Source organism: Paenibacillus mucilaginosus 3016, from assembly GCF_000250655.1.
Lineage (GTDB): Bacteria > Bacillota > Bacilli > Paenibacillales > NBRC-103111 > Paenibacillus_G > Paenibacillus_G mucilaginosus.
In genome coordinates this window covers 1,261,714-1,287,413 of the sequence record NC_016935.1, presented here as the reverse complement: position 1 = coordinate 1,287,413, position 25,700 = coordinate 1,261,714, and the positions used below count along the sequence as shown (strand labels likewise).

Genomic DNA, 25,700 nt, shown 5'->3' with positions numbered 1-25,700 from the left:
GCCTTCGTCTTTCGGATGAGGGCACTTTTTATTTTGCCTCTCCTTCCCCGCCCCTGTACAAAGAAAGAAAAGAACCCAGGCATCAGCTCACCTGGGCGTCTCCATCTTTATAGTAGTCTAACTTGATCTCTCTGCGTTGAATTTCCTCAAGGAGCAGCTCTACAAATTCATCTTCCAGCTTCAGGCTGATGGCTTTGAAATAAGAATCCACCAAAATCTCATTGCTAATCAATTTCATGGGAAGAATCACCTTATTCCTTAAAGTACCATCATATTATCATGCACCCCACATTAGAACAAGCGTTCCTCTTATCCACAATTTACTGTGTACAACATGTGTATAGCATGTTAATAACTGGTTAATACCAAGTAGAACACGGGGGGTATTGTGGACAAGGTTATACACAGGCTTGTAAGCCCTTTTTCCGATAAAAAAGTATAATCACATTCTTGTGATTGAAAGATTCCATTTTGGGCTCCCGCCCTGCAACTCCCTTTCTCCGCCGCCGTATTACTCTGCATCCCGCCGCTTCTATATATGAAAGGAGCCAACCCTATGGACACCCGTAAAATCACCGCCGCTCTATGCTACTTCAGTATTTTCTTCGCCGGATTCCTGATTCCCGCGGTCGTCTACTTTATCTCGAACGATTACGAAGTGCGCCAGCATGCCAAGAAAGCCTTGATCTCGCACATCCTGCCCTTTTTCTCCCTGTTCCTTCTGCTGATCATTTGGCTCGCTGCACCTACCTTCACCGGTTTGTTCCTGTTCGGGGTGCTTGTCGCCATTCTGTATGGTCTCGTGATCGTCTACAACGTGGTCAAAGGAATTCAGGTGCTGCTCGAAAGGTAACACTGCGGCCCCACAGTCGCAGCGGGAGACGGCCGGAATACGCCGTCTCCCTTATTTTTTTGCTGCAAACCGTCTTTACAAATGATGGAGTTTCCTTTATGCTCAAATAGTAAGTGATTTATTTCACAGCTAATTGTGAAATTATTCACCAATTAAGGGGAAACAAAGGGCCTTCCGCTCCTTCCCCTCAAAAGGGAGTGAGCAGAAAGCCCATCGATCAAGCTAAAAGTAGAAGTGAACCTGCTCACGGGTTACTCGTCGCATTTCTCCGGAGTTCCTTCATAGCCTGCGGGCTTAAAGGAAGATCCGCAGCCGCAGGACGCCACGGCGTTCGGGTTGTTGATGGTGAAGCCGCCGCCCATGCCGGACTCCTGGAAATCGATCTCCACGCCGTAGAGATACTTGGAGCTCTCGCTGTCGACAACCACCTTCAGCCCGTGGATATCGAAGACTTTATCTTCATCATGCTGGTCATCGTCAAAGCCCATGCCGTAGGAGAAGCCGCTGCAGCCGCCCTCCTTGACACCAACGCGCAGGAACAGGTCAGGCGCTTCCTCCGCAGCCAGCATTTGTTTGATTTTATCGGCAGCCGATTCGCTGATTGTAATCATGATTCATCTACCTCCTTAAGGTATTTCAAGCCGTCAGACCAGGGAGGTCCGCTGATATTCTAGAATAAGCGGATCGAGAACATTCCATCCGTTACTCCAAATTATACTCCTTCCCTCCGCGCGGCTCAAGAGGGGTTGTTCTTGTGATGACGGACAATTTCGTAATATTGGAGCAGCAGTTCGTCCAACTGCCTGCTGCACTCCTGCACTTCCGGATGCATGAGACCGAAACGGATGCCGAGCGAGACGAGCCGCTCCCTGAGTTTCTCGATCTCAAGGGAAATGCTTGATTGCAGATCGAAAGAACCCGGGACCAGCAACACCGCACCGCCTTATGTATGATAAACGCCTGCCAAGCTCAATTCAGCTTCTGATTTGCTAAGAAGTAAGTATACTAGAAACAACCCCCATTGAAAATAGGAAGAAACCCAGTTTTTTGAAAGATCGGAATGTATAACTCACAATAGCCCGTTTCCGTTATCTGATCATTGAAATAAACGCGCATCGTCCTCAAAAAAGGCGTTTATCTCCATGAACTCCCGCCTTTCCTCCGGGGGAGCAGGATGCAGGGTTGCTGTACCGTAGTACCGCGGCAAGCGGATTCGATTTGTCGATTCCTGTATTGCCCCTTACAAGTGGTAGGTTTATAATAGGAATATTGTGTTTTTGAAAAGTACCGTTATGCCGGGCCCGGTTCCTCTCTGCAATTAAGATCGAACCGCCGGCCGGCCGCTGTGCGCAAATACGTGCGGCTTCACGGGATACACTATAACCCTATCGTACTTTTCCTGCAGTTCTCATACCGCGTTCTACACCGTTTTTCATTCGATTGAACGCTTATCCAGTTAACGGAGGTGGGTTTGTTTATGAGCACCATCATCAGCGGCCAAGACAGACGCATGGCTGAAATCGCCGAGAAAGTCGAGCACGGCGAGCGTCTCACCCTGGAAGACGGGGTATTTTTGTATGAATCGGACGACCTGCCAACCATCGGTCAATTGGCCAATCAGGTCAACCTGCGCAAGAACGGCAAGAAAGTGTATTTCGTGGATAATATGAGCCTTTATTTTACCAATGTCTGCGAAGAGCACTGTGCCTTCTGCCATTTCCGCCGGGATGAAGGACAGCCTGGGGCTTACACGCTGTCTCCGGAGGAGATGTTCGAGTACATCGATAAGCATTACCATCCGGGCCTTCAGGAGTTTCATATCACCGGTGGACATAACGCCAATGTGCCGTTCGAGTACTACCTGGAGAACATCCGCGCACTCAAGAAGCGCTACCCGAACATTACTATCAAAGCTCATACCGCAGCAGAGATTGAGTTTTTTTCCCGGCTGAGCGGGGTAAGTTATAAAGAGGTCCTGCAGCAGCTGATGGATGCCGGCCTCGGCACGATGCCGGGCGGCGGCGCCGAGATTCTCTCGGACCGGTACCGCAAGAAGATGCATCTGGTGGACAAAGCTTCGACCGACCAGTGGCTCGAAATCCAGCGCACGGCGCACAAGCTCGGCATGAAGACGCATGCCACAATGCTGTTCGGTTCGATCGAGACGCTCCAGGAGCGCATTCAGCATATGATCTACCTTCGCGAGCTGCAGGATGAGACCGGCGGGTTCATGGTCTTCATTCCGAATGCGGTCCAGCCGGCCAGCGGTGCGAGCCTCAAGCGCTTCGTATCGGCAACCGACAACCTGAAGACCATCGCCATCTCGCGGCTCATGCTGGACAACATCCAGCACATCAAGGCTTACTTTATTAACCTGGGGACACAGCTGACACAGATCGCCTTGAACTTCGGGGCTTCCGATGCGCATGGCACCATTATTCAAGAACGTATTTCCCACGCGGCGGGAGCCCTGTCTCCGGAAGGCCTCACCCGGGATGAGCTCGTCTTCCTGATCAAGGGAGCCGGACGGATCCCGGTAGAAAGAGACACCTTCTATAACGAGATTAAGGTTTATTAATACGTACTACAGAAAGGGTTTGCCGTGCTATGAAAAAACTTGTGATTTTGGGCGGAGGCTACGGCGGTCTGACCGTAGCCCAGGAACTGCTGGACGGGGACCTGCCTGCGGATACGGTCATGATCCTCGTCGACCGTATGCCGTACCAGGGCCTCAAAACGGAATATTACGCTCTGGCCGCTGGAACCGTGTCCGACAAGGACATCCGGGTGTCGTTCCCGGTGGATCCGAGACTGATCCTGAAATATGGGGAAGTCTCTTCCGTCGATCCGGAGAATAAGCTCGTGCGTTTCGATAACGATGAACCCCTCTCTTACGATTGGCTGGTCATCGCCCTGGGCTGTGTGGACAAATACCACAATATCCCGGGTGCTCAGGAATACTCTCACAGTATTCAATCCCTGTCTTCTACGCGCAAGACGTATCAATGTGCCAACGACATCGCACCCTACGGCCAGATTTCCATTGTCGGCGGGGGACTCAGCGGGGTCGAGATGGCGGCGGAGATGCGCGAGAGCCGTCCGGATCTCAACATCCGGATTATCGACCGTGGAGCGAGCGTTCTCTCCCCCTTCCCTGAGAAGCTGCAGCGCTTCGTCCGGGAGTGGATGACGGATCACGACATCGAGATGCGCACCCATGTCTCTCTGGCCAGACTGGAGAGCGGGCTGCTGTACAACCAGCAGGAGATTATCCATACGGACATGACGATCTGGACCGCAGGCATTCAGCCAAGCCCGATCGTTCAGCAGCTCGATCTGCCCAAAGACAATCAAGGACGGCTAACCATTAACGAATACCATCAGCTTCCGGATTACACCAACGTTTATGTCGTGGGCGACTGTGCGTCGCTTCCCTTCTCTCCGAGCGGCCAAGCCGCCGAAGCGCAGGGGAAGCAGGTCGCGGAAGTACTTCAAGCTTTATGGAAAAACGAAACTCCCCGGCTCGGCAAAATCAAGCTCAAGGGAGTTCTCGGTTCACTCGGCAAAAAATCGGGCTTCGGCCTGATGGGCAAACGGACCGTCATGACGGGCAAAATGCCCCGCGCCCTCAAAAGCGGCGTCCTGTGGATGTCCAAATTCCACCTCGGCTGATCAGCCGCCCAAGAGATCGAGCATATCCTCGATCTCTTTGATTTTCCGGGCGATAAGGACCTCCAGCTCTTCCGCCGTCGGAGCGGCGGCAATCTCGCCGTTCACCAAAGCGAAGGGCGCCAGGTAGCATTCGCCGCAGTTGCCCAGGCATCCGTATTCAATCACATCATAATCGGGATTCTCTTCGAGCTTCTTCATCAGCTTCGCGGTCCCGTGATGCATATTGTTCGTGCAAAATTCAATAATGGGTCTCATATCCCTGCTCGCCTGCCTCTGAGCCATTTTAATTTAAGACGGTTTGTAATATAATATAAGAAAGAAGGGAGATGATGCAAATGAGCGAAAATACACAGCAAAGCACGACGTATGACGAGGTGCTTGAAGTTCTAGATAAACTGCGTCCGTTTCTTCAGCGTGACGGCGGCGACGTTGAACTCGTTGACGTCGAAGACGGTATTGTGAAGCTCCGTCTGGTTGGTGCCTGCGGCAGCTGCCCAAGCTCGACCATCACACTGAAGGCCGGGATCGAGCGTGCCCTGCTCGAGGAAGTCGAAGGCATTCAAGAGGTTATGCAGGTATTCTAATCCGGAGGGCCTGATCACCGTCAAGCCCGCCCTCGTTCATACTCAAGGCCGATAGCCCTGTGCCCGCAGCATCCTGCGGAAGCGCAGGGCTATTTGCTTATGTCCGCCTTCCCGGCGCTGCCCGCGGTGCGGGGAATCATCGCCCGGATCGGATCGAGACCGCCGGATACGTCCACGATATTACCGGTAAGAAAGTCCGAACGCTCCTGACAGAGGAATGCGATGACCCGTGCAATATCCTCCCCCGTACCGGGGCGTCCCCTCGGCGATTCATCATCGAGGATGTGCTCTACCTCGTGAATCATCCGCTCCTTGTTATCTCCGCGGATATCCCCCGGACAGATCATATTGACCGTGATTCCGCTTGCCGCTTCTTCTACAGCCAGCGTCTTCGTGAAGGACACCAGTCCGACCTTCGCCGCGGCATAGACCGCCCGGTGGGGCCAGCCGCGGGCCTCGGAAGCGTGGCCGAAGCCAAAGTGAATGATCCTCCCCCACTGCCTGCGGCGCATCATGGGAATGACGAGATGGTCCAGATGCATCACACCGAGCAGGTTGCCCTGCATCAGCTCCGTGATCTCATCCCCTCCGTATTCGCGGAACAGCCTCCGCTCCCGAATGAAGGGCCCTGCGTTATTGATGAGCACGTCGATGGTTCCGAAGCGGTCCGCCGCTTCCTTTACCAGCCGCTCCCGGTCTTCCGGCCGGGCCACGCTCCCCTGCACCGCAAGGCACTCGGCCCCTTTGGCCCGGATCAGCCCGCTCAGCTCCTCCGCTTCCCGCTCGCTGTGCACATAGTTAATGACGAGATTGTATCCCTGATCGGCCAGCTGGAGTGCGGTCATTTTCCCGAGCCCCTTGGCGCTTCCGGTTATGAGGGCCGTTCTTCTATCGTGTTCCATTGACTCCTACCTCCGGACTCCACATGGCTCATCTTGCTACTGTCTCATCCCAAAGTATAGTGGATGCCCGGAAGGGATTCAACTCTGCTTTCCCTTCTCCCGCGCCTGCTCTCTGGCCTTCTGTTCCTCGGCCGCCGGAGGATGGACGAGATAACGGAACGCGGTCGCCACAGCCCGGAATGTCATGAGGCAGCCTTCATCCAGGTCTTTCATGTTCCCTTCGATATCCTCCGTTTCGAGCCGGGTTCGGTCTCCGAATTGGGCCTGCTCCGCTTCCATCAGGTCGTCGAGCAGATCCGCATTGATCGTATGAATCTCCGTATTGCGCTGATTGCGCAGCCGGGTCATAGGCTCCTTATGCTTCATCTTCAGCTCGTAGAGCATCTCTTCGAGGTCCCGGTAGAGGCCGTTCTCATGCATGTTCCGCAGCACGGTGAAATAGGAGAAGCGGGTCTTGATCCGCTCCGTCCGGAGCTCGAAGCGCTCGTTCATGAAGTACCCCAGCTTGTCCAGTATCGCGAACAGCCGGATAATCGCATTCTTGTAGAAATACACATGCCGGTGATAATTCATATGCTCTTCCACTGTCATCTGATCGATATAGGGGCTGCTCACCCGGCGGCCGTACTGGGCCGCGGCATATTGGCTCTGCTCCAGCTCATCGATCGCGCGGAGGAAGCTCTGGCACCAGATGATGAATTTGCGTTCCCGGGGGGACTGCTTCGGGGAAGGAACCGTGGCCAGCCTCTCCAGATACTCCCGGATCGCCTGGTTTGCCTTCTGCAGCTCTCCCGTCTCCTGACGGGGCGGTTCTCCGAATAAGGCTCTCAGCATAAGTCAGTTCTCCGTATTCTGGTAGTGTAGGAAGATGTCAAGGTAGTATACCCGAAAACGAGCGGGGTGAAAACAAAAAGCTCCTGCTGCATCAAGGCAGAGGAGCTTCTCGGTTCGGACGATTCCGGGGCGCTCGCGCGGGTCAGGCAGGCTTATCCGTACCGGCGGCGGCAGGTGCAGACACAGAAGCCTTCAGCAGCTGCATCCGGTCCCGCTGGACCAGGTACATCGCGAAGAGGACGCCGGCCCCGCCCAGGTACTGGTTCCAGCCCAGCTCTTCCCCAAGCAGGACGTAGCCTGCGGCGGCCGCTGTGACGGGCAGCAGATAGCCGTAGACGGAGGCCTTGAACGGCCCGAGACGGGCCAGACTCCAGTTATGGATGGAGAAGCCGATCAAGGTCGCGAACAGGGCCGTGTAGGCCAGGGACAGCCAGGCGAGATCCGAGCGGGACAGGAGATAGCCGAGATCCGCGTTCAGGAAGAGGAACGGCAGCAGTGCCAGAGCCCCTGCCGTCATCTCCAGCGAGACGAGCAGGGTCAGCGGATAGCGGCCGACGAGCTTGTTCATGCCGATCAGGTAGAGGGCGCCAAGGAAGCTGCGGAGCAGCAGAAGCAGGTCTCCGCGAAGCGACTCCGGTCCGAGGTGGAACCCTTCCGGTCCGCCGGCGACGATCAGGATAACGCTCCCCAGTGCCAGCGGAATGCCGACCATCACCGAGGGCGTCAGCCGCAGATCCTTAAGCAGCAGCGCGATACACGCGGTGATGACGGGCATGAAGCCGCGCCCGAGGACCGCGCCGTTGGCGGAATTGGAGTACTGCAGCGCATACTGCAGGACAACCTCCATCCCGACCGCCGAGACGACGCCAAGCAGCGCGATAAGAAGCAGATCCCGCGGGGCGATCTGCAGCTTGAGCCGGCCCCGGTGCTTGCGGTAATACCACCAGGTGTACGCCCACAGGAACGGCAGAATGGAGGCGTAGCGCAGGGCGCCGAATACGAGCGGATCCCACTGCTGGCCTCCGAATTTCATCGAACAAATATTGATCCCCCACAGCACATAGACAATGACAAAACCCAGGTGCGGCAGCAGCCGTGATCCCGGTGTGCTCTCCTGCATGGTGACGGTTCCTCCCTTGAAGTGAAGCGGTCCGGTCAGTCTCCGGAACAGTTTTCATGTATTATAGCGCAGACCTCTGCAAAAAAGAAGGCTTACGGCAGCCGGGGAGCCGCGTAAGCCTGAAGTTTGCTTTGTTCCGCAGTATAAAGAGATGTTATGCCAAGGTAGCAGAGGACTCCGAACAGACATGATACAAGCACGGCGTGCAGCAGGCTCGCGACCAGGTAAATGTCGTAGCCAATGGCGAGCGTTACGAATCCGCCGCTGAGAATCTGAAGAATGACAAGAACAAGGGAGTACAAGGCCGCTCGGTAAACCGCGCTGCCCGGTGACGCCTGCGTCCGAATAAACAGGAACAGCGCTAGGATCGAGAGGCCGAGCAGTGCCGCCGCTACGCGGTGAATGAAGACAACCGTGGTCCCTCCCACCATCTCAGGGATCACTTCGCCATTGCACAGCGGCCAGCCGATACAGCCGCCCACCGCTTCCGTATGGCGGACGAAAGCACCCAAATAGACCACGACATAGGAGTAAATAAGAACCCCCCAGACCGCCCACCGGATACCGGCGGACAGCCTGGTGCGTCCCCCCTGGTTCATCGCCTCCCCGAACCGGGTGAACACCAGGTACAGGAGCAGCGTGAAGGCAAAGGAAAGCAGCGAAAAACCGAAATGCAGCGCCAGTACAGCCGAAGACTGCGGCCATACGACCGCCATGGCGCCCAGAATCGCCTGCAGCACCGTGAACAGCATCGCCCCGCCGACATACCACTTGGCATCCTTGCGCTTGCTGTAGAGGAACACCAGAATCGTGGTGGCGAGTAGGATCAGACCGACCACACCCACGACAAAACGGTGGCTGTATTCTATGAAGGATTCAATCGTATAAGCAGGCACGAACTTGCCGTTGCACAGCGGCCAATCGTCACCGCAGCCGCGCCCCGATTCCGTCTTGGTCACGAGCGCACCCATCACCAGGATCAGGAACATGCCGGCCATGGAAGCGAAGGACAACTGCTTGAGCCTCTTCTGTATATTCATCATGTGCTTACCTCACCCGCTCCGCTTCATTTTCATTGCTTGTGTCTTATGCCGTACGAATATCGACAACAACTGACAAGCCTGAAGACTCCTCTACATTATAGCGATAAACAGAATCGGAATCCATGCGCAATTGTTACAAAGCTCTGAAAGAAGGATTTGGCGCGGCTGAGTGTTCATAGAAACGAAACAGATTAGGGTATTCATGAAAAAAAGCCCGCTGGAACAGAGTTCCGGCGGGCCTTTGGGCTGGCTGATGACATACCCTCGGCGTTAACGGGGAAGCGCTTCGGATACCTGGACGGCACGGTCCAGGAACTCTTCGATCTCCTCCCGGGTCTTGCGGAGCTTGCTGACGAATCGGATCAGTTCCTTGCCGTCGCGGAAGGCGATAAAGCTGGGAATGCCAAGAATATTGAGCTCCGAGCAGAGGTCCGGCAGGTCATCGCGGTCTACATGGATGAACTTGAGCTTGTCGGCGTAAGCTTCTTCGAGCTGGGGCATGAACGGGTCGATAAAATGGCAGTCTTTGCACCATGTCGCTTTGAATACCGCTATGGTCAGCTTGGAGGCGCCGACCTTCTCCCTGAATGCTTCTTCGGTACGGATTTGTTCCATGAACGGGCACCACCTTCTGTTGTTTGGCCTTAGGGTAGCATTCCCTGCAGCAGCTGTCAATCAACGCTAAGATAGACAGAGATCAGGTTTACATTTATTTCAAAAAGTGATATCATATCAGTATCATCCTAATACCGAAGGAGCGAACCCCCTATGCAAGAAAGAAAAGCTTGGACCGTCAGCGGCTTTGCCGGTATTCTTCTCGTCGTGCTGCTTTATGCTGCAAGTCTCAGCCTGATGATTACGGAGACCCTTCCCGTCCTGGGCGTCGTTCTCATAGCCGCTTCCGTCCCCATCCTGTCCGGCTTCGCCATCGTGCAGCCCAACCAGGCCATCGTCGTCACCTTCTTCGGCAGCTATGCCGGCACCCTGCGGGAGAGCGGCTTCTGGCTGACGGTGCCCTTCTCCGTCCGGAAGAAAGTATCCCTGCGGGTGCGCAACTTCAACAGCGCCCGGCTGAAGGTCAATGACATCGAAGGCAATCCGATCGAGATCGCCGCGGTCGTCGTCTTCCGTGTCGTCGATTCGGCGAAAGCCTCCTTCGACGTCGACCAATACGAGCAGTTCGTCGAGATTCAGAGCGAGACGGCTCTGCGCCATGTCGCCGGCAAGTATCCTTACGACGCCTTCAACGACAGCGGGTACTCGCTGCGCGGGAACTCCGACGAGGTTGCCACGGTGCTCAGCCGGGAGCTGCAGGATCGGCTGTCTGTTGCGGGCGTGGAAGTGCTTGAGGCGCGTCTGACCCACCTCGCGTACTCGACCGAGATCGCCAGCGCCATGCTGCAGCGCCAGCAGGCCTCCGCCATCATCGCCGCACGCAGCCGGATCGTCGAAGGCGCCGTAGGCATGGTCCAGATGGCGATCGCCCAGCTGCAGCAGGAAGGCATCATCGAGCTCGACGAAGAGCGCAAGGCCGCCATGATCAACAACCTGCTCGTTGCCATCGTATCCGACCGCTCCGCGAATCCTGTCATCAATACGGGCAGTCTGTACTGACCCCTCCTGCCATGGCACCCAAGAAAAATTTCCCCCTCCGTCTGGACCCCAAGCTCTATGAGGTGCTGGAGCGCTGGGCGCAGGATGAGTTCCGCAGTGTCAACGGACACATCGAATTCCTCCTGCGGGAAGCCGCCATCCGCGCCGGCCGAGTGCCTTCCGCCCGGCCGGCCGCCCGCAAAGAAGAGCAGGACCCGGACGGAGCGCCGTAAGCCCTGCAGCTGCAAACCGAACAGCCCCTGGATCCCCGCGGAGCGGGATCACAGGGGCTGTTCGGTTTGAACGTGCCGCGGCCCATGCGGCCAACCGCCGCGGTACGGTTCGGCAGCGGGATGTGCCTGCCCTGCCTATCCGCAGGAAGGCACGAAGAGACTCAGGGCGGTTCCGTTCACAGAAGGAGAAGATGCAGCCACCGCTGGGCGGCAGGACTTCGCCGTGATCCGGCAGGTGAACAGCAGCGTTGAAGAGTCTCCTGCCTCTGAGGGTCCGGGACGCCCCCCCTCTGCCTAGCTTCCGACCGTGTCAGGCCCCCCTACCTTCCCCTGCGGCATGAACATGAATCTCACGCGGCCGAACTCCATGGGCAAGGATGCTCCCCCTGCAGCTGTAACGAACATGTCCAGAGAAAATTCCACGAACACGGAACCAACGTGCAACAAAAAAGCCGCACCCTCAGGTACGGCTTTTTGGCATTGCTGCTTTTTATGGGATCGTCTTATGCGGCTATTCGCGGGTGATTACAACGGTCTGGGTCTCCTGCTCCCAGGCCACATCCGCGCCCATGCCCTCGGAGACGACACGCACCGGCACGTAAGTGGTGCTGTTCACGAGCTGCGCCGGCTTCTCCAGTGTCAGCGTCTTGCCGCTGACGACGGCTTCCGTGCTGCCGATCGTCAGCTCGATGATGGAGCCGCTGAGCGGATCGGTAATCGTGACCTGCTTCGTCTCGCCGTTCCACTTCACATCTGCATCCAGCTGCTCGGTTACGAAGCGGACCGGTACCATGACCGTGCCGTTATCATTGTAAGGCTGCGTCCCGTATACCTCTCCCGCAGGTGCGGCAGCCAGACGGATATTCTTGCGCGTTACGTGCAGGTCATCCTTCAGCAGCTTGTAGAGCGCCGAATTCGGCTCGAGTGCGGCGAGCAGCTTGCCTGCCGTGATCCGGCTGGACGGCTCCCACTCGGTGACGCCATCCGATACGTCCACTTTGGATACGGACACCGGTTTGTTCAGGTTCCAGTTCTCCGAGGTGCTCGTCACCTTGATCCCCTGAATGGCACTGCTGCCGTTCTCAGGCAGGGTCAGGTTCCATTCGAAGGCCGACTTGCGCGGCAGGTAGTCCTTGTCGACCCACAGGTCCAGCTTGATCCAGTGCTTGTCGCTGAGGATCGGCTTCAGGGCTTCCCCGCCGCCTTCCGTCATGGAAGCTACCGTCTGGTCATACTGTGCGATCGCCTGCTGCAGGCTGGTCTTGATGTAAGTGTGGAGGAATTCTACAGCCAGCGTCTTGTTGTTCAGATACGGTTCGATTGCCGCTTTCATCTGCTCGCTGCCCGCCTCGTTCTGCTCTTCCAGGATCGTCTTCACGAATGGGGCATACAGGTCATACAGCGTGCCGATGAACTCCTTCAAGCCGGCATCGTCCGCCAGCACGTTCGTCAGGAAGCCCTTGATGAGCGTAACCAGCTCGGTGCCGTACACTTCGGCATGAACCTTCGTCAGGGATAAGCTCTCCCCATAGACCGTCTCGGTCACCTGTCCGGCCGTGATCTTGCTCGGATTCGGGAAGTTGTTCACGAAGAAGCCGCCCAGGCCCGGTGCCTCCTCAACCGCTTTCTTCGCAAGCTCCTCGATCTGCTTCTGCAGCTTCTCGGACAGCTCAACGCCGCCGGGTGCGCCCTGCGGGAAGGCAGCCGCGTTACTTTTGAACACGATCGGCTTCTTGGCTCCCTCGAGCCACAGTATGTAGTCCGTCTCGGAGACTTCCAGGTGGAATGGAATTTTGCCCTTGGAGTATTCCAGGTTCCCTTTGATGGAGGCATGCAGCGCGTCTTGAGTCTTCGCTTCGGTAATGTCGAGCTTCAGCTTGCTGAGCAGCTCGAATGCTTTCTTCTCTTCCGGCGTTTGGGTGGACGACGCGGAAGGCGTAAGCTCGAGAGCCACCGTCGAACGGCCTTCGCCCGACTTCACGGCGAACGAACCGTTAATCACCTTGTTCACATCGACATTCGAAACAGGCTGGCAGCCTGCAAGGACAAGCAGTGCACCGGCCATGACGGCACTGAGCTTCATGCTCCAATTTTTCCTTTTCATACAAACCTCCTGGAATCATAAGAATAAAAAGTAATGCATTTCTTTCATACCTGTTAGTACGCACAAAAATCCAAAACGTTGCACTTCTGGAACAAAAAAGTATACAAACTGTATCGAGAGGTACCTGTAGGGGGGTAGCGACGTGACTGCCGGCAACCACCGTTGGAATGGAAAGGACCTACTGAAGAAGCTAGTGGAGTGGCCCGGAGAGGCCGTCGTGTGGATGAAAGCCAAGCTGCATACCGAAGATTACGAGAAACACATGCTGCACACCTCCCGCCCGCTGGAGGTAGACGCCGCTTCTGTTGAGACCCTGCGCCGCCGGCTTCAAACCCCGGCAGCGGCCATCGGTGCCTCAGCGGGACCCGCAGACAGGACACTTGTAGAGCGGATCCGCAGGGAGACGGACCGGCTGAACCTCAATAACGTTACGCGTACGGAAGCCTACCGCCGGATGTACAGCCGTCATCCGGAGCTGCATTGGGCGCTGCTCGCCCATATGGTGTCGCGCAACGGCGGGTGGTGCATGACGGATCTGCAGGGCGAGCTGCTTCCCTACCTGCTCAGCGAAGAACAGCGGCGCAATGTATTCGCGTTCCTCGAACGCGCCAACGCCCTGATCTTCGGCGACGCTTATCCCCAGCTGCTGCTCTACGAGGAGAGCCTCCGGCAGCGCCGTCCGCTGTTTCACCTGCTGCCTCATCTCGGCGTGTCCCGGTTCATGCGCGGGGTCTGGGAGCAGTTCTGGCAGGAGCGCAGCCCCATTATGCTGACGATTGGACTGATCGTGAACGAACAGCATTATATCGAAGACCGCGTTGTCCGCCACCCCCATTTCCGTCGTACCGTACTGGACACACTATTCTTTCATACCCAGTCCGTCCTCCAGCTGAATCAGGTTGTCTTCCCCTACCAGGAAGGGCGTCTGATCCGACTCGGCGGCCTGATCCTGGAAGACTTCAGCAGCAGGAAGGAACGCATCGAGGTCGGCAAAAAGCTGTACGGCATCCTCTTCGGCCTGCCTTCCGTGCATCAGGGCATTCTCCGCTTCGCCTCCGGGAAGCCGCATACGGGCTCACGCGCCGACTTCTGGCCCCATCTGTTCTCCGCACGCCGGTTGAGCCCCCCGGTGCCGCGGGGGGAGCTCAAGGAACGCCTGGACGGCTGCCGCCTGCGTCCCGGGGCGCTGCCCTTGTACAGCCCGCCGCTGGAGGCTGCCTGGAACGATCAGCCCGTTGCCCCTCCGGAGCCCGGGGACTGGTTCCGGAGTCCCGAGGTGCTGGACTTCTTCCGGACGATCGAGCCGCCGGCCTCCTTCGAGATGACCCAGGCCTACGGTGCCGGGCTTGGACGAATCGAGCTGGCCGTGCTCGCTGGGGACCTGCTGGAGTGAGTGTGCCCGGGATAACGAACAGGTTCGGAGCGGCCTGCCCCACCTTTATAAAAGATTAAAACCACAGCCTCCTTTCGTATGGTACGATGGACAAAGACAAGGCATTTGCCGTAATTATCCAAATGAGCGAAACGTTAGGAGGAAGATGAAGTTGAAATTGAAGTGGAAACATACGAAAAAGCTGCTGCGCAGGCTCGGCGGCTGGATGATGGCCGGCGGACTCGCCGCTGCGATCTCACTGCCTTCGGCAGCTCTTGCGGAAGGTCCGAACGACCCGGCCCCGGTGCTGAACCCGGCCTCCCCGAACGGCAAGAAGGTGCTCTTCGACAACACGCACGGCCAGACGGCCGGCGCCGCCGATTGGGTGATCGACGGAGCCTTCTCCGATTTTGCCGGCGCGCTGGCGGGCAAGGGCTACTATGTGAAGGAGCTCCGGAAGTCCACTCCGATCGTACTCAGCGACCTGTCGGGCTACGACGTCGTCGTGCTCGGCGAAGCCAACATTCCTTACAAAACCTCCGAACAATCCGCACTGCTGCAATACGTGCAGGGCGGCGGCTCGCTTTTCTTCATTGCAGACCACTATAACGCCGACCGCAACAAGAACCGCTGGGATTCTTCGGAAGTGTTCAACGGTTACCGCCGCGGCGCCTGGACGAACCCGGCCAAGGGCATGAGCTCCGAGGAAGCCTCCTCGGCCGCCATGCAGGGCGTCGCCAGCTCCGACTGGCTCGCGTCGAACTTCGGCGTGCGGTTCCGCTATAACGCGATCGGCGATGTGACGGCGAACAGCATCGTCGCCCCTTCCCAGGCGTTCGGTATCACGAGCGGCGTCTCTACAGTGGCCATGCATGCCGGCTCCACCCTCGCGATTATCGACGGGAACAAAGCCAAGGGCATCGTGTACCTCCCCGCAACCACGGCGAAGTGGAGCAATGCTGTGGATCAGGGCGTCTATAACGGCGGCGGTAAAGCCGAAGGGCCTTATGCCGCTGTAGCCAAGGTAGGCGCCGGCAAGGCGGCCTTCATCGGCGACTCTTCGCCGGTGGAAGATGCTACGCCGAAGTACCTGCGGGAGGAGACCGGCACAGCCAAGAGAACATACGACGGGTTCAAGGAGCAGAACGACGGTACACTGCTCGTGAACATGGTGAACTGGCTGGCGGCCAAGGAGAGCTACACGGCGCTGAACCAGGTGCCGGGCCTGACCCTCGACCAGCCTACGGCCCTCTACAGCTGGGAACAGCCTTCCGCTTCCACGGAGCCTCAGGCCGAGCCTTGGGCCGCTCCGGCCGCAGGCTACAAGTGGTGGGATCCTGCGACGTTCAAGGCGGGCTCCTATGGGGCCGGTACGACCTCGGGCGGCGGCGGCAACACGACGAACCCGTACGGCTTCGTGCATCAGGCGCAGCTGCCGAACAATGCCGTGTTCCAGATCAAGATCGTCCTGAACGGCCTGACGCCGGGCAGCACGGTCTCCGGCTATGATCTCGGCATCTACACCAGCTCGGGCACCCAGGTGGCCAAGGTGCAGAACAGCAGCGGCACATGGCCGACGTCTTACGGCTACAGCTCCACCTTCTCGTTTACGGCCGATTCCAGCGGCCATGCCGAGAAAATCGTGAATGTGCAGATCAACCCGAACGTCTCGGGTGCGGCCAACCTGCGCCTGCGCCAGAACGGCTCGGCGAAATTCACCGAAGCGGTGACGATCGCCAACGTGCCTGCGGAGCCGCTGCCGTAAGGATCCGCCAGTAGAGGCGAATCGCTCCTAAGGTGCAGCACGGGATAAGAAAGGCGGCTGCCTCAGCCCATCAAGGGATGCGCCCCCGGCCGTGATTCGGCAGCAAAGCGCATGCCATGAGCCTGGGCCGGTCCATCCCCGCCCCGGAGGGCAGCACGGATCAAACCGGCGGTTGGGCGGCAGCTTCCAGTACAGGAATGAGCCTCCCCGGCCCGGAAGTATGCAAACAGCCCCGAACCGGCTCCTCTTTAAGAGGAGCCGGTTCGGGGCCTTTTGGTGTCTGCGTAAAGGGGGTCCTCTCAGCAGCATTGATCGATGCAGCGCTAGAGGGCCGCGTATCCGCCGAAGCCGGCGACCCGCTAGCTGCGCAGGAGGCCGCAGCCGCATTTCGCCTCGTGCCGCACAGTACGGCCCTTGACGCGGTTAGCCGTCAGCCGGTCTGCCCGGGCCGTCCGAGCCGGCGCTGCAGCGGCTTCGCCAGCTTCCGCAGCGGTCCCGGCATCCGGTCAAGGTCCTGCAGCGTCATTACGCGCGTCAGGAATAGGAGCAGGATGTAGGCCGCGCCGGTAACGGTGCAGATGATCACAGCCTGCAGGAAGCTGTCTGCCCGCAGGTGGCCCAGCGGGTTGACGGCGTCGCGGCAGAGCACATCCAGCACGATGCCGATGCCTGTCACCGCCGCCGTGGAGAAGACCAGGCCGGCCCACCGGCGCAGGCCGAACACCCGGTAGGCTACCGCCCCGCGCAGCACGCTGAGGTTAATCGCCGCCATGACGATGAAGCACAGCGCGGTAGCGGCGACAAGGCCGTAGATGCCGAAGAACGGCACCAGCGCGAAGGAAGCGGCAAGCTTGACGGCGATCCCGACGCCTACGCCGGCCATGAGCGGCTTCATCCGGCCCATGCCCATCAGCACGGCGCCGGAGGTCTGCATCACGATCTGGAAGATCGCGGTCACCGTCAGGGCCGCAATGACGCCGGGAGCGAACCTGTCGTCGATCAGCGTACCCGCCTCGTTCTCGAAGATGAAGAAGTTCAACGGCCTTGCGGCCAGCGCGATGACGAGAACGGCCGGCAGGCCGGTCAGTATCGACAGCTGAAGCACCTTGCCCGTCTGCTCGGCCACCTGCTTCAGGTCGTTCTGCGCATAGGCCGAGGAGATGATCGGCACGACCGATTGGCTGAGCGCCACGGCCAGAATGATCGGGATGCCGGCCAGCGACTGGGCCTGACCGGTCAGGATACCGAGCACACGGCCGGCGTCCTCTACGCCCATCGCTCCCTTAAGCAGCGGTGTCGCGAGCCACGAATCGATCAGGTACACCAATGTGACGGTGACCGAGAAGATGACGATCGGCACGGACAAGCGGAACAGCTGCTTGTAGATCGTGCCGGCGCCGAGCGCCGCAGCGGCCGCCTTCTGCTCCGGCGGGATGGTTCCCCGCTCCTGCTGGTCCTGCCGGCGGAGCTTACTGCCGTAGTACAGCATGACCGCGAGCGCGGCCACGCCGCCGATCACCCCGCCGAACGAGGCCCCGGCTACCGCGTAGACCAGACCGCGCTCCAGCAGCAGATAAGCCAGCGCGACCGAGGTCACCACGCGGAAGATCTGCTCGATGACCTGCGAGATCCCGTTCGGCGCCATCATGCGGCGGCCCTGGAAGTAGCCGCGCATGATGGCGATCACCGGGAACAGCAGCAGCGCCGGGGCGATCGCCCGGATCGCCAGGACCGCCTTCGGCTGCTCGCTGCTTGCCGCGAAGGACGGCGCCACGAACCAGAGGATCAGGGCCATGACGATGCCCGCCCCTACGGCAAACTGCAGCGACGCTTTGTAGATGCGGTCCGCTTCGGCGTACCGGCCAAGGGCGGTGCGCTCGGAGATCATTTTGCTGAGTGCGCTCGGAATGCCTGCGGTGGCCACGACGAGCAGCACGGAATAGAGGTTGAACGCGACCCCGTAAGGGGCCATCCCCGCCATGGTCAGCAGTGCCACGAGCGGGATGCGCTGAATCACGCCGAGCGCCCGGGCCACCAGCGCAGCCAGTGACAGGATCAGCGTTCCTTTGACTAGTGAATCTTTAGACGACACAAGGTTCCCTTCTTCCCCACGGACCGCTTACTTCGGAGCATTCAGATCCTATCGGATTAATTTTAGAAAACAAGCCACGCAATGAACAGGACGATCATGAGGCCCTGCAGCAGCACCTTCGTCACCAGGCCGGAGAAAAACCCGACCAGCGCGCCGACACCCGCCCGCACCGCCTGTCTCAGCTCCGTGCCGGTCACGAGCTCTCCGATGACCGCTCCGAGGAACGGCCCGATGAGCAGGCCCACTACCGGGATGAGAAACGGTCCGAGGATAAGGCCGATCGTGCTTCCGATGACCGAGGCCTTTTTACCGCCGAACTTCTTCACACCGAGCGCATTGACCGCATAATCGGCGACCATCAGGACCGCCACCAGCGTGGTCTGCACAATCCAGAACCACATCCCGAACGGTTCCCAGCCGATCATGAAGCCGTAGACGAAGAATGCGGCATAGATGGCCAGAGCTCCCGGGAGAATCGGGTATACGGCACCCGCCATCCCTACCGCGAACAGCAGTACAATAATGGTCCAAGCGGCAATCGTCATCTGCGTATCCCCCTTTTGCTATATCACCGGCATTCTAGTCCAGCACATACTCCCGGATGATCTTGGCCACACCGTGCTCCTCATTCGTAACGGTAACCCGGTCGGCCAGCTTCTTCACTTCCTCCTGGGCGTTGCCCATCGCGACGCCGAGGCCCGCTGCGCGGATCATGGCGACATCGTTCAGGCTGTCTCCCATGGCAATGACTTCCTTCATCGTAATCCCGAGCATGCCGCATACCTGCTCAAGCCCGCTGGCTTTGCTGATGCCCTTGGGGTTCAGCTCCATGTTAAACGGGTGCGAATTGGTGATCTCAAGCAGATCCCAGCTCTCGATCTCCTTGCGGATGGCGGCGAGGATTTCCGTATTTTCGACGTAGTAGCCGAACTTGAGCCATTCATTCTCTTCGATCTCCGCCTCCGTCGCCCAGCGGTCTTTGTTGTAGATATCGCCGACACAGTAGGCCCAGAACCACGTATCATACTGAACCGACAGCTCATGCAGCCGGCGCAGCAGCCCTCGGTCGAGCAGATGGCGCTCATGGAGCACGCCGGGCGCCTTCCAGACCTCGCTTCCGTTGACGGTGACGATCGGCGACTTCAGGCCAAGCTGCTCCACATAGGGGAGCGCGTTCTGAATGCCCCGTCCGGTGGAAAAAGCCACCGTCACCCCGCGGTCCGTCGCTTCGAGGATAGCGGCACGGTTCTCTGCGGAGATCGCTTTGTCGTCCGTCAGCAGCGTGCCGTCGAGATCAAGTGCTACGAGTTTATAGGATGACATGGGTTTCCTCCATACGGAGAAGTCCGGCAGCTGGCAGGTAAGGGATATCGGGAGAGGCTACCGGCAGGATGCCATCCCGTCCCCCTCTGCCTGCCCGGCGGACTTCATGTGGTTTTTGGTTGGTGCTGCAGGGTGGTGCCTGCTGGTATATTTCGGCATGCAAGGAAGGTGCTGCGCCGAACCGCCGACTCTGTCCGGCCAGGGCCCTTGCCGATGCGGCCTACTGGGCGTGCGCGAGCGAAGGGCTCGGCAGCTCCTCCATGTAGGTGCTGTGCCAGAGCGCGAACATATAGACGGTCCAGATGCGGCGGGCGTAATCGCCCTGGCCGCTGCGGTGCGCGGACAGCATGTTCCGTACGGTGTCCATGCGGATGTAATCCTCAATGCCGCTGCCTGCGATCTGCTCCATGATGACATTCCCCTGCGGGCCCTTCATCCAATCGCGCATCGGTACGGGGAACCCGAGCTTCGGCCGGTTCAGGATATTGTCCGGAATGATGCCCTCCATCGCCTTGCGGAACACATACTTCGTGGTGCCGCCGGCAATCCGGTGCTTCGCCGGGATGCGGCGGGACACTTCGTACAGCTCCACGTCGAGGAACGGCACCCGGAGCTCGATCGAGTGCGCCATCGTCATTTTGTCCGCCTTCATCAGAATGTCTCCCGGCATCCACAGGTTCATATCGATGTACTGCATCCGGGAGACCGGATCGAGGTGAGCGCTCTTGTCATAGAACTTCTTGGCGATCTCCACCGGATTCTTGTAGCTGCGCAGCATCTCTCGGTCGACGCGCACGAGCTCGGCCTTCATGTCCTCGCTGAAAATCTTCGCGTTGCCGAGGAATCGCTGCTCGAGCGGTGTCGTCCCCCTCAGCAGGTAGTTGCGTCCCTTGACGCCTTCCGGCAGCAGACGGGCCAGCGCGTTCAGCATCCGCTTCACCGGATAGGGCATCCGCTCAATCGGAGCCAGCGCGTTCGGCTCGTTGTAGATGCGGTAGCCGCCGAACAGCTCGTCCGCCCCCTCGCCGGAGAGGACGACCGTCACATGCTGGCGTGCCAGCTGTGCGACGTGGTAGAGCGCAATCGCCGACGGGTCGGCTACCGGCTCGTCCTGATGCCATACCGCCTTCGGCAGCGTCGCAAAGTAGTCCTCCTGCGTGATGACCTTCTCGTAGTGCTCGGTCCCGAGGGCCTGGGCCGTCTGCCGGGCGATGATCGTCTCGTTGTTCGCCCCTTCGAAGCCGACCGAGAAGGTGCGGATCGGTTCGATGCGCCGCATGTGGGCGGCAATCGCGGTGGAGTCGATCCCGCTGGAGAGGAAGCAGCCGCGCTCCACGTCACTCTGCATGTGGTGGACGACGGAGTCCTGCAGCTTCTCCCGGATCTGCTCGATGCAGGATTCCAGGGACTGCTCCTGCGGCTCCAGCATGGAGTCCCAATACTGGCGGATATTCATTTGGCCGTCTGCCGTCACCGTGATGCTGTGTCCCGGCGGCAGCTTAAAGATGCCCTCGAACATCGTCGTCGGCTCCGGCACATACTGGAACGTCAGATAGTTGAGGAGGCTCTCCGTGTGAATCGTGCGCTCCACGCCGGCGGCCAGGATGCTCTTGATCTCCGAGCCGAACAGGAACCGGCTGCCGTCCTTGCGGTAATAGAACGGCTTGATGCCGAAGTGGTCCCGTGCACCGAACAGACGCTGCTTGCGCTTGTCCCAGATCACGAAGCCGAACATCCCGCGGAGCTGCTTCACGCAGTCCTCGCCGTATTCTTCGTACATATGTACAATAACCTCGGTGTCGCTGTGCGTCTTGAACTGATGCCCTTTGGCCTGCAGCGTGTCGCGCAGGTATTTATAGTTATAGATCTCGCCGTTGAACGCGATCCATACCGTGTCGTCTTCATTGGCCAGCGGCTGGTGGCCTTCTTTCAGGTCGATGATGGACAGGCGGCGAAATCCCAGCCCGATGCGGCTCTCGCTCCAAAATCCGATATCGTCCGGTCCCCGGTGCTCAATACAATCGGTCATGCTCTTCAGCAGGGACGGGGACGGTACGCGGTCCTCAAAATACATCACGCCGGTGATCCCGCACATATGGTGTTCTTCCTCCTCAAGCTGCGGTGTCCGCAAGGCGGCGCGCCGTCAGCGCATACGTAATAGTCCGATACAACAGTATAGCATATTCGCAGCGTTTTCAGGAAATGGCGCCCTTTTGCATGGGAATGTCGTGATTTCCGAGTAGACAGCCTGCCGCCCGTTCGTTAGAATGGAGGCGCCCAAGGGCTCCCTATTGCAGGGCTGTCCCCATCTATCGTACGTGAAAAGGAGCGTGTTCTTCATGATCAAAGGACTTACACGGGCGGGACTCGGCCAGACCCCTCCCCTGCCGGAATTCGTCTCGCTTGCTTCCCGCTACGGGTTCGGTGCCGTCGATGCCGGCGGCTCGGAGCTCGAAGCGTGGATCGATGCCGCCGGAACCGAAGGGGTTCGGCAGGTGCTGAAGGAGCAGGACGTGATCATCGGCTCCATCGGCCTGTCTCCGGAATGGCGGCAGTCGGAGGAGGTGTTCCGCGCCGGTCTCCCCCGTCTCGTGAAGGACGCGGAAGCGGCCGCCAAGCTCGGAGTGACGCGCTGCTGCACCTATGTGCTGCCATCGACCGACTACCCGTCGGCACACTTCATGGCGGTGGCCACCCGCCGGATGCGGACCTGCGCCGAGATGCTGGGCGCTTACGGCATCCGCCTCGGCCTCGAGTTCGTCGGCCCGCATCATCTGCGTACCCGCTGGAAGCACCCTTTCATCTGGACGCCAGAGGAGACGCTCGACTGGATCGATGCCATCGGCTGCAGCAACGTCGGCCTGCTGTACGACGCCTATCATTGGTACACGACCGGCGGCACCATCGACGATATCCGGAAGCTGCGGGCGGACCAGATTGTGCACGTGCATATTAACGATGCCAAGGATGTGCCGGTCTCCGAAGTGCTCGATAATGACCGCGTGTACCCCGGCGAGGGCGTGATCGATCTGGCGGCCTTCCTGCAGGGACTGCAGGAGATTGGGTACCGGGGCGTTGTGGCGCAGGAGATCCTGACGCCGCAGCCGCCGGCCGAGCCGGCGGAGGAGCTGCTCGCGCGGTCGCGGGAAGGATTCGTGAAGGTTTGGAGATGCTCGTAGTACCCTTTTTGCGTTCCGTTGAGCTTCGCTCAAAGGTCACTTTCAAAAAGGGTATACGTCGCTGGGCAGTAGAAAACACAAAAGGAAAAGCCCCTTTCCTAATGATTTAGGAAAGGGGAGAATCAGAAGAAAAAAGCTTTTCGTCGAATCAGAAGCCCATAAGGCATCTGAGTTCCGTTAACCGCCGGGAAATCACGGGAAATACCCGAATAAGATACCCCTGTTCCGCTATTTCGTGAGCAGGTGGCAGGAAGAAAAGCAAGGCCGCCACGTACTCACCCTTTGGCTGTAAAAAGCTCCTTCCCATCGTACGGGAAGGAGCTTTTTTAGCGCTGTGAGCCTATACGCAGGCCTCTGTCAGGCCGTGCGGGCGGCGCCGCACTTCTGCCGCCACTTGCGGACGAGGACGCCGTGCGAGGGGGAGAAGAGCAGGGCCAGGATGAAGAGGACACCGGCCATGGTGATCATACAGCCTGCGATGGACGCGTCCAGCACCACGGAGACATAGTATCCCGAGACCGCGCTGAGGATGCCGATGCCCATGCTGTAGATGATCATGCGGCTGAGCACCTCGGTCAGCAGGTAAGCCGTCGCCGCGGGGACGACGAGCATACCTACGACGAGGATCGCGCCTACGCTTTCGAAGGAGGCTACCGTCGTTACCGAGACAAGGCCCATCAGCAGGTAGTGAAACAGCGCTACCGGAATGCCTACAGCGGCGGCCATGGCCGGATCGAACGCGCAGATTTTGAACTGCTTGTAGAAGAGGCTGATGAGCACCACGCTCAAAGTGAGCACGAGGCCCAGAGCCCAGACCGCCTTGGGACCGATATCCGTGCCGCCCACCTGCAGGGTCTCCCAGGGGACGGCGATGATCTCTCCGTAGAGCACGCAGTCCAGATCAAGGTCCACCTGCCGCGTATACAGCGAGACGAGCAGGACGCCCAGTGCGAACAGGGCCGTAAAGACAACGCCGATGGAGGCATCGGACTGGACGCCGCTCTGGTGAAACCACTGGATGAGGAACACGGTGACGAGCCCGATGACCGAAGCGCCCAGCATCATGAACAGGGAATCTCGCGAGCCGCTGAGCAGGAACGCGATGACGATACCCGGCAGGACGGAGTGCGAGATCGCGTCTCCGATCATCGCCATGCGGCGAAGCACGAGGAAGCAGCCAAGAATGCTGCAAGAGCAGGCGACCAGGCAGGCCGTCAGGATAATCCAGAAATCATTCATGAGCCTCTCTCCTCTCCTGCTGCCGAAGCCGTCTGCTGCACGCTGTGCAGCTGCGCTTGGGGCCTCAATTCCCGCACGATCTCCTTTTTTACCGCAGCCCGCTCGAGCAGCTTGGCCACAAGGCCTCGCCGGGGAGCGAACAGCACCGACACCACGAACAGCGCCGTCGCCGACAGCACACTGAGGGGGCCGGTCGGCAGATTATTGGCCGCTCCGCTGATCCAGGTGCCGAGGAAACCGCTCACCGCCCCGAAGGCGCCCGATAAGGCAACCATGACGCCAAGGCGCTCGGTCCAATAGCGGGCCGATACGGCCGGCGTAATCAGCAGCGCGGACATCAGCACGACGCCTACGGTCTGAATGCCGACGACCACCGCCACTACGATCAGGAACATCATGAACTGGTCGAGGAATGCGACGGGCAGTCCGATCCCTTTGGCAAAGCCCTGATCAAAGCTCAGCAGCTTGAACTCCTTGAAGAGCAGCGTGCAGACCAGCACGAGCAGCACGGCGACGATGGCCATCGTGACGACGTCCCTGTGCACCATGGAGGCCGCCTGCCCGAACAGGAACTTGTCGAGCCCGCTTTGATTGCCGCTGCCCCCATGCTGGATCTTCGTCAGCAGCACGATGCCGAGTCCGAAGAAGACCGAGAGGACGATGCCGAGGGCCGAATCCTGCTTGATCCGGGTATGGCGTGTGACATATCCGATGCCGAAGGTGGCGGCCAAGCCGGCGATCACCGCGCCGATCAGGAAGAAGAAGATCGACTTCGTGCCCGTCAGCATGAAGGCGATGCATACGCCCGGCAGGGCGGCGTGGGCCAGCGCATCCCCCAAAGGCTCTGCTTGCGGAGGTAAGCGAAGCTGCCGAGCACGCCGCTGCTGAGGCCGAGCAGCATGCTGCCCAGGAGAATCCACTGGGCGTTGGGATCGCGGAACATCTCGAAGAGCAGTGTCAGCATAGCCGTCACCTCGCCGAGACGATGACCGCGTCATCGTCCCTGTCCAGCAGCGCGAGACGTCCGCCGTACGTGCGCTGCAGATGCTCCTTGGTGAACCATTCGCCGACCGGACCAATGCCCATGAGCTCCACGTTCAGCAGCAGAATCCAGTCAAAGTATTCCTTGACCGTGGCCAGGTCGTGATGGACGACGAGAACGGTCTTGCCCTGCTTCTTGAGCTCATTGAGCAGTGTAATGATGGCTTTCTCCGTAGCCGCATCCACACCGACGAAGGGCTCATCCATAAAATACAGCCTGGCATCCTGCGCTAGTGCCCGTGCAAGGAAGATCCGCTGCTGCTGTCCGCCGGAGAGCTGCGAGATCTGCCGGCCCGCGAAGTCGGCCATCCCGACCTTCTCGAGGCAGTCCATCGCGAGTTCCCGCTCCTTCGCCCCGGGCCGCTTGAACCAGCCAAGATGGCCGTAGCGGCCCATCATGACCACGTCCAGGGCCGAGGTCGGAAAGTCCCAATCCACCGATTCGCGCTGGGGCACATAGCCGATGAGTTTTCTCTGCTCCGTGTACGGTCTGCCGTAGATCGAGACTTGGCCGGATGCTCGCGGGATCAGTCCCAGAACGGCTTTGATCAGGGTCGACTTGCCCGCTCCGTTCGGTCCTACGATTCCGATCAATTTGCCTTCGGGAATCTCGAATCCGATATCCCGCAGCACCGGTTTCTTCTGATAGGCTACCGTCAAGCCTTTAACCGACAATGGTGACAACGACGCTCCCATAACGCTTCACTCCTCTTCCTGCCGGGCTCCAGACGCCCGTATCTATATGTGTGCC

Annotated in this window: 25 protein-coding genes and 1 pseudogene; 9 read left to right on the top strand and 17 right to left on the bottom strand. The window is 59.1% G+C overall.

Annotated features, from left to right (window positions below):
* Positions 1-82 precede the first annotated feature (82 nt).
* Positions 83-238 carry a sporulation histidine kinase inhibitor Sda gene (gene sda / locus PM3016_RS05875; RefSeq protein ID WP_013917435.1) on the bottom strand — a complete coding sequence of 52 codons (156 nt, stop codon included), beginning with the start codon at positions 236-238 and terminating at the stop codon, positions 83-85.
* A 318-nt stretch (positions 239-556) separates the two neighbouring features.
* Between sda and PM3016_RS05870 the strand changes: the two genes are divergently transcribed.
* A complete protein-coding gene (locus PM3016_RS05870) occupies positions 557-853 on the top strand; it encodes a magnetosome magnetite crystal formation protein family (protein ID WP_013917434.1) in 297 nt (98 codons plus the stop codon).
* A 251-nt stretch (positions 854-1,104) separates the two neighbouring features.
* Here PM3016_RS05870 and erpA read toward each other — a convergent pair whose 3' ends face one another.
* The gene (erpA, locus tag PM3016_RS05865; RefSeq protein ID WP_013917433.1) at positions 1,105-1,464 is read right to left on the bottom strand and encodes an iron-sulfur cluster insertion protein ErpA; all 360 of its coding nucleotides are present in this window, start codon (positions 1,462-1,464) and stop codon (positions 1,105-1,107) included.
* 125 nt (positions 1,465-1,589) lie between these two features.
* Positions 1,590-1,787: an aspartyl-phosphate phosphatase Spo0E family protein gene (locus tag PM3016_RS05860; RefSeq protein ID WP_014649595.1), complete on the bottom strand. Its 198-nt coding sequence runs from the start codon at positions 1,785-1,787 to the stop codon at positions 1,590-1,592.
* A 543-nt stretch (positions 1,788-2,330) separates the two neighbouring features.
* Between PM3016_RS05860 and mqnE the strand changes: the two genes are divergently transcribed.
* Positions 2,331-3,431, top strand: a complete 1,101-nt coding sequence (gene mqnE, locus PM3016_RS05855; RefSeq protein WP_013917431.1) for an aminofutalosine synthase MqnE — start codon at positions 2,331-2,333, stop codon at positions 3,429-3,431.
* A gap of 29 nt (positions 3,432-3,460) precedes the next feature.
* Positions 3,461-4,525 (top strand): NAD(P)/FAD-dependent oxidoreductase, encoded by a 1,065-nt coding sequence (locus PM3016_RS05850; protein ID WP_013917430.1) that lies wholly within the window; start codon positions 3,461-3,463, stop codon positions 4,523-4,525.
* On the opposite strand, the gene PM3016_RS05845 is transcribed toward PM3016_RS05850, so the two are convergent.
* Entirely contained in the window at positions 4,526-4,780 is a 255-nt protein-coding gene (locus PM3016_RS05845) for a YuzB family protein (protein WP_013917429.1), read from the bottom strand.
* Between the two features lie 80 nt (positions 4,781-4,860).
* On the opposite strand from PM3016_RS05845, the gene PM3016_RS05840 reads away from it, so the two are divergent.
* A complete protein-coding gene (locus PM3016_RS05840; protein ID WP_013917428.1) occupies positions 4,861-5,109 on the top strand; it encodes a NifU family protein in 249 nt (82 codons plus the stop codon).
* A gap of 89 nt (positions 5,110-5,198) precedes the next feature.
* Here the strand turns inward: PM3016_RS05840 and PM3016_RS05835 are convergent, their stop codons facing one another.
* From PM3016_RS05835 to PM3016_RS05815, 5 genes are all read right to left on the bottom strand, one after another.
* Positions 5,199-6,011 (bottom strand): SDR family oxidoreductase, encoded by an 813-nt coding sequence (locus tag PM3016_RS05835; RefSeq protein WP_014368739.1) that lies wholly within the window; start codon positions 6,009-6,011, stop codon positions 5,199-5,201.
* Positions 6,012-6,089: 78 nt separating this feature from the next.
* Positions 6,090-6,845 carry a Cthe_2314 family HEPN domain-containing protein gene (locus tag PM3016_RS05830; protein ID WP_014368738.1) on the bottom strand — a complete coding sequence of 252 codons (756 nt, stop codon included), beginning with the start codon at positions 6,843-6,845 and terminating at the stop codon, positions 6,090-6,092.
* Between the two features lie 142 nt (positions 6,846-6,987).
* A complete protein-coding gene (locus PM3016_RS05825) occupies positions 6,988-7,965 on the bottom strand; it encodes a DMT family transporter (protein WP_014368737.1) in 978 nt (325 codons plus the stop codon).
* Positions 7,966-8,057: 92 nt separating this feature from the next.
* Positions 8,058-9,008 carry a COX15/CtaA family protein gene (locus tag PM3016_RS05820; protein ID WP_014368736.1) on the bottom strand — a complete coding sequence of 317 codons (951 nt, stop codon included), beginning with the start codon at positions 9,006-9,008 and terminating at the stop codon, positions 8,058-8,060.
* 270 nt (positions 9,009-9,278) lie between these two features.
* Positions 9,279-9,683, bottom strand: coding sequence for a thioredoxin family protein (locus PM3016_RS05815; RefSeq protein WP_269083261.1), 405 nt, complete (start codon positions 9,681-9,683; stop codon positions 9,279-9,281).
* A 93-nt stretch (positions 9,684-9,776) separates the two neighbouring features.
* On the opposite strand from PM3016_RS05815, the gene PM3016_RS05810 reads away from it, so the two are divergent.
* Both PM3016_RS05810 and PM3016_RS05805 read left to right on the top strand, forming a co-directional pair.
* A complete protein-coding gene (locus PM3016_RS05810) occupies positions 9,777-10,622 on the top strand; it encodes an SPFH domain-containing protein (RefSeq protein WP_013917422.1) in 846 nt (281 codons plus the stop codon).
* 11 nt (positions 10,623-10,633) lie between these two features.
* A complete protein-coding gene (locus tag PM3016_RS05805) occupies positions 10,634-10,834 on the top strand; it encodes a type II toxin-antitoxin system antitoxin (RefSeq protein WP_014368735.1) in 201 nt (66 codons plus the stop codon).
* A gap of 511 nt (positions 10,835-11,345) precedes the next feature.
* Here PM3016_RS05805 and PM3016_RS05800 read toward each other — a convergent pair.
* Positions 11,346-12,938 carry a copper amine oxidase N-terminal domain-containing protein gene (locus PM3016_RS05800; RefSeq protein ID WP_013917420.1) on the bottom strand — a complete coding sequence of 531 codons (1,593 nt, stop codon included), beginning with the start codon at positions 12,936-12,938 and terminating at the stop codon, positions 11,346-11,348.
* A 142-nt stretch (positions 12,939-13,080) separates the two neighbouring features.
* Here PM3016_RS05800 and PM3016_RS05795 point away from each other — a divergent pair, with 142 nt between their 5' ends.
* The gene (locus PM3016_RS05795; protein ID WP_013917419.1) at positions 13,081-14,331 is read left to right on the top strand and encodes a DUF2515 domain-containing protein; all 1,251 of its coding nucleotides are present in this window, start codon (positions 13,081-13,083) and stop codon (positions 14,329-14,331) included.
* 145 nt (positions 14,332-14,476) lie between these two features.
* Positions 14,477-16,075, top strand: coding sequence for a motility-associated ABC transporter substrate-binding family protein (locus PM3016_RS05790; protein WP_013917418.1), 1,599 nt, complete (start codon positions 14,477-14,479; stop codon positions 16,073-16,075).
* A 430-nt stretch (positions 16,076-16,505) separates the two neighbouring features.
* Here the strand turns inward: PM3016_RS05790 and PM3016_RS05785 are convergent, their stop codons facing one another.
* The 4 genes from PM3016_RS05785 to asnB all read right to left on the bottom strand — a co-directional run bounded on the left by PM3016_RS05785 (position 16,506) and on the right by asnB (position 21,585).
* Positions 16,506-18,167: a putative polysaccharide biosynthesis protein gene (locus tag PM3016_RS05785; RefSeq protein WP_014368733.1), complete on the bottom strand. Its 1,662-nt coding sequence runs from the start codon at positions 18,165-18,167 to the stop codon at positions 16,506-16,508.
* Between the two features lie 62 nt (positions 18,168-18,229).
* Positions 18,230-18,712, bottom strand: coding sequence for a DUF456 domain-containing protein (locus PM3016_RS05780; protein WP_013917416.1), 483 nt, complete (start codon positions 18,710-18,712; stop codon positions 18,230-18,232).
* Positions 18,713-18,746: 34 nt separating this feature from the next.
* On the bottom strand, positions 18,747-19,490 hold the full coding sequence (locus tag PM3016_RS05775; RefSeq protein ID WP_013917415.1) for a Cof-type HAD-IIB family hydrolase: 744 nt from the start codon (positions 19,488-19,490) through the stop codon (positions 18,747-18,749).
* Positions 19,491-19,710: 220 nt separating this feature from the next.
* Positions 19,711-21,585, bottom strand: a complete 1,875-nt coding sequence (gene asnB, locus PM3016_RS05770) for an asparagine synthase (glutamine-hydrolyzing) (protein WP_014368732.1) — start codon at positions 21,583-21,585, stop codon at positions 19,711-19,713.
* A 244-nt stretch (positions 21,586-21,829) separates the two neighbouring features.
* Between asnB and PM3016_RS05765 the strand changes: the two genes are divergently transcribed.
* Positions 21,830-22,669 (top strand): sugar phosphate isomerase/epimerase family protein, encoded by an 840-nt coding sequence (locus PM3016_RS05765; RefSeq protein ID WP_014368731.1) that lies wholly within the window; start codon positions 21,830-21,832, stop codon positions 22,667-22,669.
* Between the two features lie 357 nt (positions 22,670-23,026).
* Here the strand turns inward: PM3016_RS05765 and PM3016_RS05760 are convergent, their stop codons facing one another.
* From PM3016_RS05760 to PM3016_RS05750, 3 genes and pseudogenes are all read right to left on the bottom strand, one after another.
* Positions 23,027-23,908 (bottom strand): metal ABC transporter permease, encoded by an 882-nt coding sequence (locus PM3016_RS05760; protein WP_014368730.1) that lies wholly within the window; start codon positions 23,906-23,908, stop codon positions 23,027-23,029.
* Positions 23,905-24,872: pseudogene (locus PM3016_RS05755) on the bottom strand (metal ABC transporter permease). Before PM3016_RS05755 ends, PM3016_RS05760 begins: the two are co-directional and overlap by 4 nt.
* A gap of 5 nt (positions 24,873-24,877) precedes the next feature.
* Positions 24,878-25,645, bottom strand: coding sequence for a metal ABC transporter ATP-binding protein (locus PM3016_RS05750; protein ID WP_014368729.1), 768 nt, complete (start codon positions 25,643-25,645; stop codon positions 24,878-24,880).
* Positions 25,646-25,700 lie beyond the last annotated feature (55 nt).

Coding starts and splice junctions, on each gene's coding strand:
- erpA (WP_013917433.1), bottom strand. CDS start 1,464: ATGATTACAATCAGCGAATCGGCTGCCGATAAAATCAAACAAATGCTG.
- PM3016_RS05775 (WP_013917415.1), bottom strand. CDS start 19,490: ATGTCATCCTATAAACTCGTAGCACTTGATCTCGACGGCACGCTGCTG.
- PM3016_RS05760 (WP_014368730.1), bottom strand. CDS start 23,908: ATGAATGATTTCTGGATTATCCTGACGGCCTGCCTGGTCGCCTGCTCT.
- asnB (WP_014368732.1), bottom strand. CDS start 21,585: ATGTGCGGGATCACCGGCGTGATGTATTTTGAGGACCGCGTACCGTCC.
- PM3016_RS05820 (WP_014368736.1), bottom strand. CDS start 9,008: ATGATGAATATACAGAAGAGGCTCAAGCAGTTGTCCTTCGCTTCCATG.
- PM3016_RS05835 (WP_014368739.1), bottom strand. CDS start 6,011: ATGGAACACGATAGAAGAACGGCCCTCATAACCGGAAGCGCCAAGGGG.
- PM3016_RS05750 (WP_014368729.1), bottom strand. CDS start 25,645: ATGGGAGCGTCGTTGTCACCATTGTCGGTTAAAGGCTTGACGGTAGCC.
- PM3016_RS05800 (WP_013917420.1), bottom strand. CDS start 12,938: ATGAAAAGGAAAAATTGGAGCATGAAGCTCAGTGCCGTCATGGCCGGT.
- PM3016_RS05850 (WP_013917430.1), top strand. CDS start 3,461: ATGAAAAAACTTGTGATTTTGGGCGGAGGCTACGGCGGTCTGACCGTA.
- PM3016_RS05810 (WP_013917422.1), top strand. CDS start 9,777: ATGCAAGAAAGAAAAGCTTGGACCGTCAGCGGCTTTGCCGGTATTCTT.
- mqnE (WP_013917431.1), top strand. CDS start 2,331: ATGAGCACCATCATCAGCGGCCAAGACAGACGCATGGCTGAAATCGCC.
- PM3016_RS05825 (WP_014368737.1), bottom strand. CDS start 7,965: ATGCAGGAGAGCACACCGGGATCACGGCTGCTGCCGCACCTGGGTTTT.
- PM3016_RS05765 (WP_014368731.1), top strand. CDS start 21,830: ATGATCAAAGGACTTACACGGGCGGGACTCGGCCAGACCCCTCCCCTG.
- PM3016_RS05840 (WP_013917428.1), top strand. CDS start 4,861: ATGAGCGAAAATACACAGCAAAGCACGACGTATGACGAGGTGCTTGAA.
- PM3016_RS05870 (WP_013917434.1), top strand. CDS start 557: ATGGACACCCGTAAAATCACCGCCGCTCTATGCTACTTCAGTATTTTC.
- PM3016_RS05780 (WP_013917416.1), bottom strand. CDS start 18,712: ATGACGATTGCCGCTTGGACCATTATTGTACTGCTGTTCGCGGTAGGG.
- PM3016_RS05830 (WP_014368738.1), bottom strand. CDS start 6,845: ATGCTGAGAGCCTTATTCGGAGAACCGCCCCGTCAGGAGACGGGAGAG.
- PM3016_RS05790 (WP_013917418.1), top strand. CDS start 14,477: ATGAAGTTGAAATTGAAGTGGAAACATACGAAAAAGCTGCTGCGCAGG.
- PM3016_RS05845 (WP_013917429.1), bottom strand. CDS start 4,780: ATGAGACCCATTATTGAATTTTGCACGAACAATATGCATCACGGGACC.
- sda (WP_013917435.1), bottom strand. CDS start 238: ATGAAATTGATTAGCAATGAGATTTTGGTGGATTCTTATTTCAAAGCC.
- PM3016_RS05805 (WP_014368735.1), top strand. CDS start 10,634: ATGGCACCCAAGAAAAATTTCCCCCTCCGTCTGGACCCCAAGCTCTAT.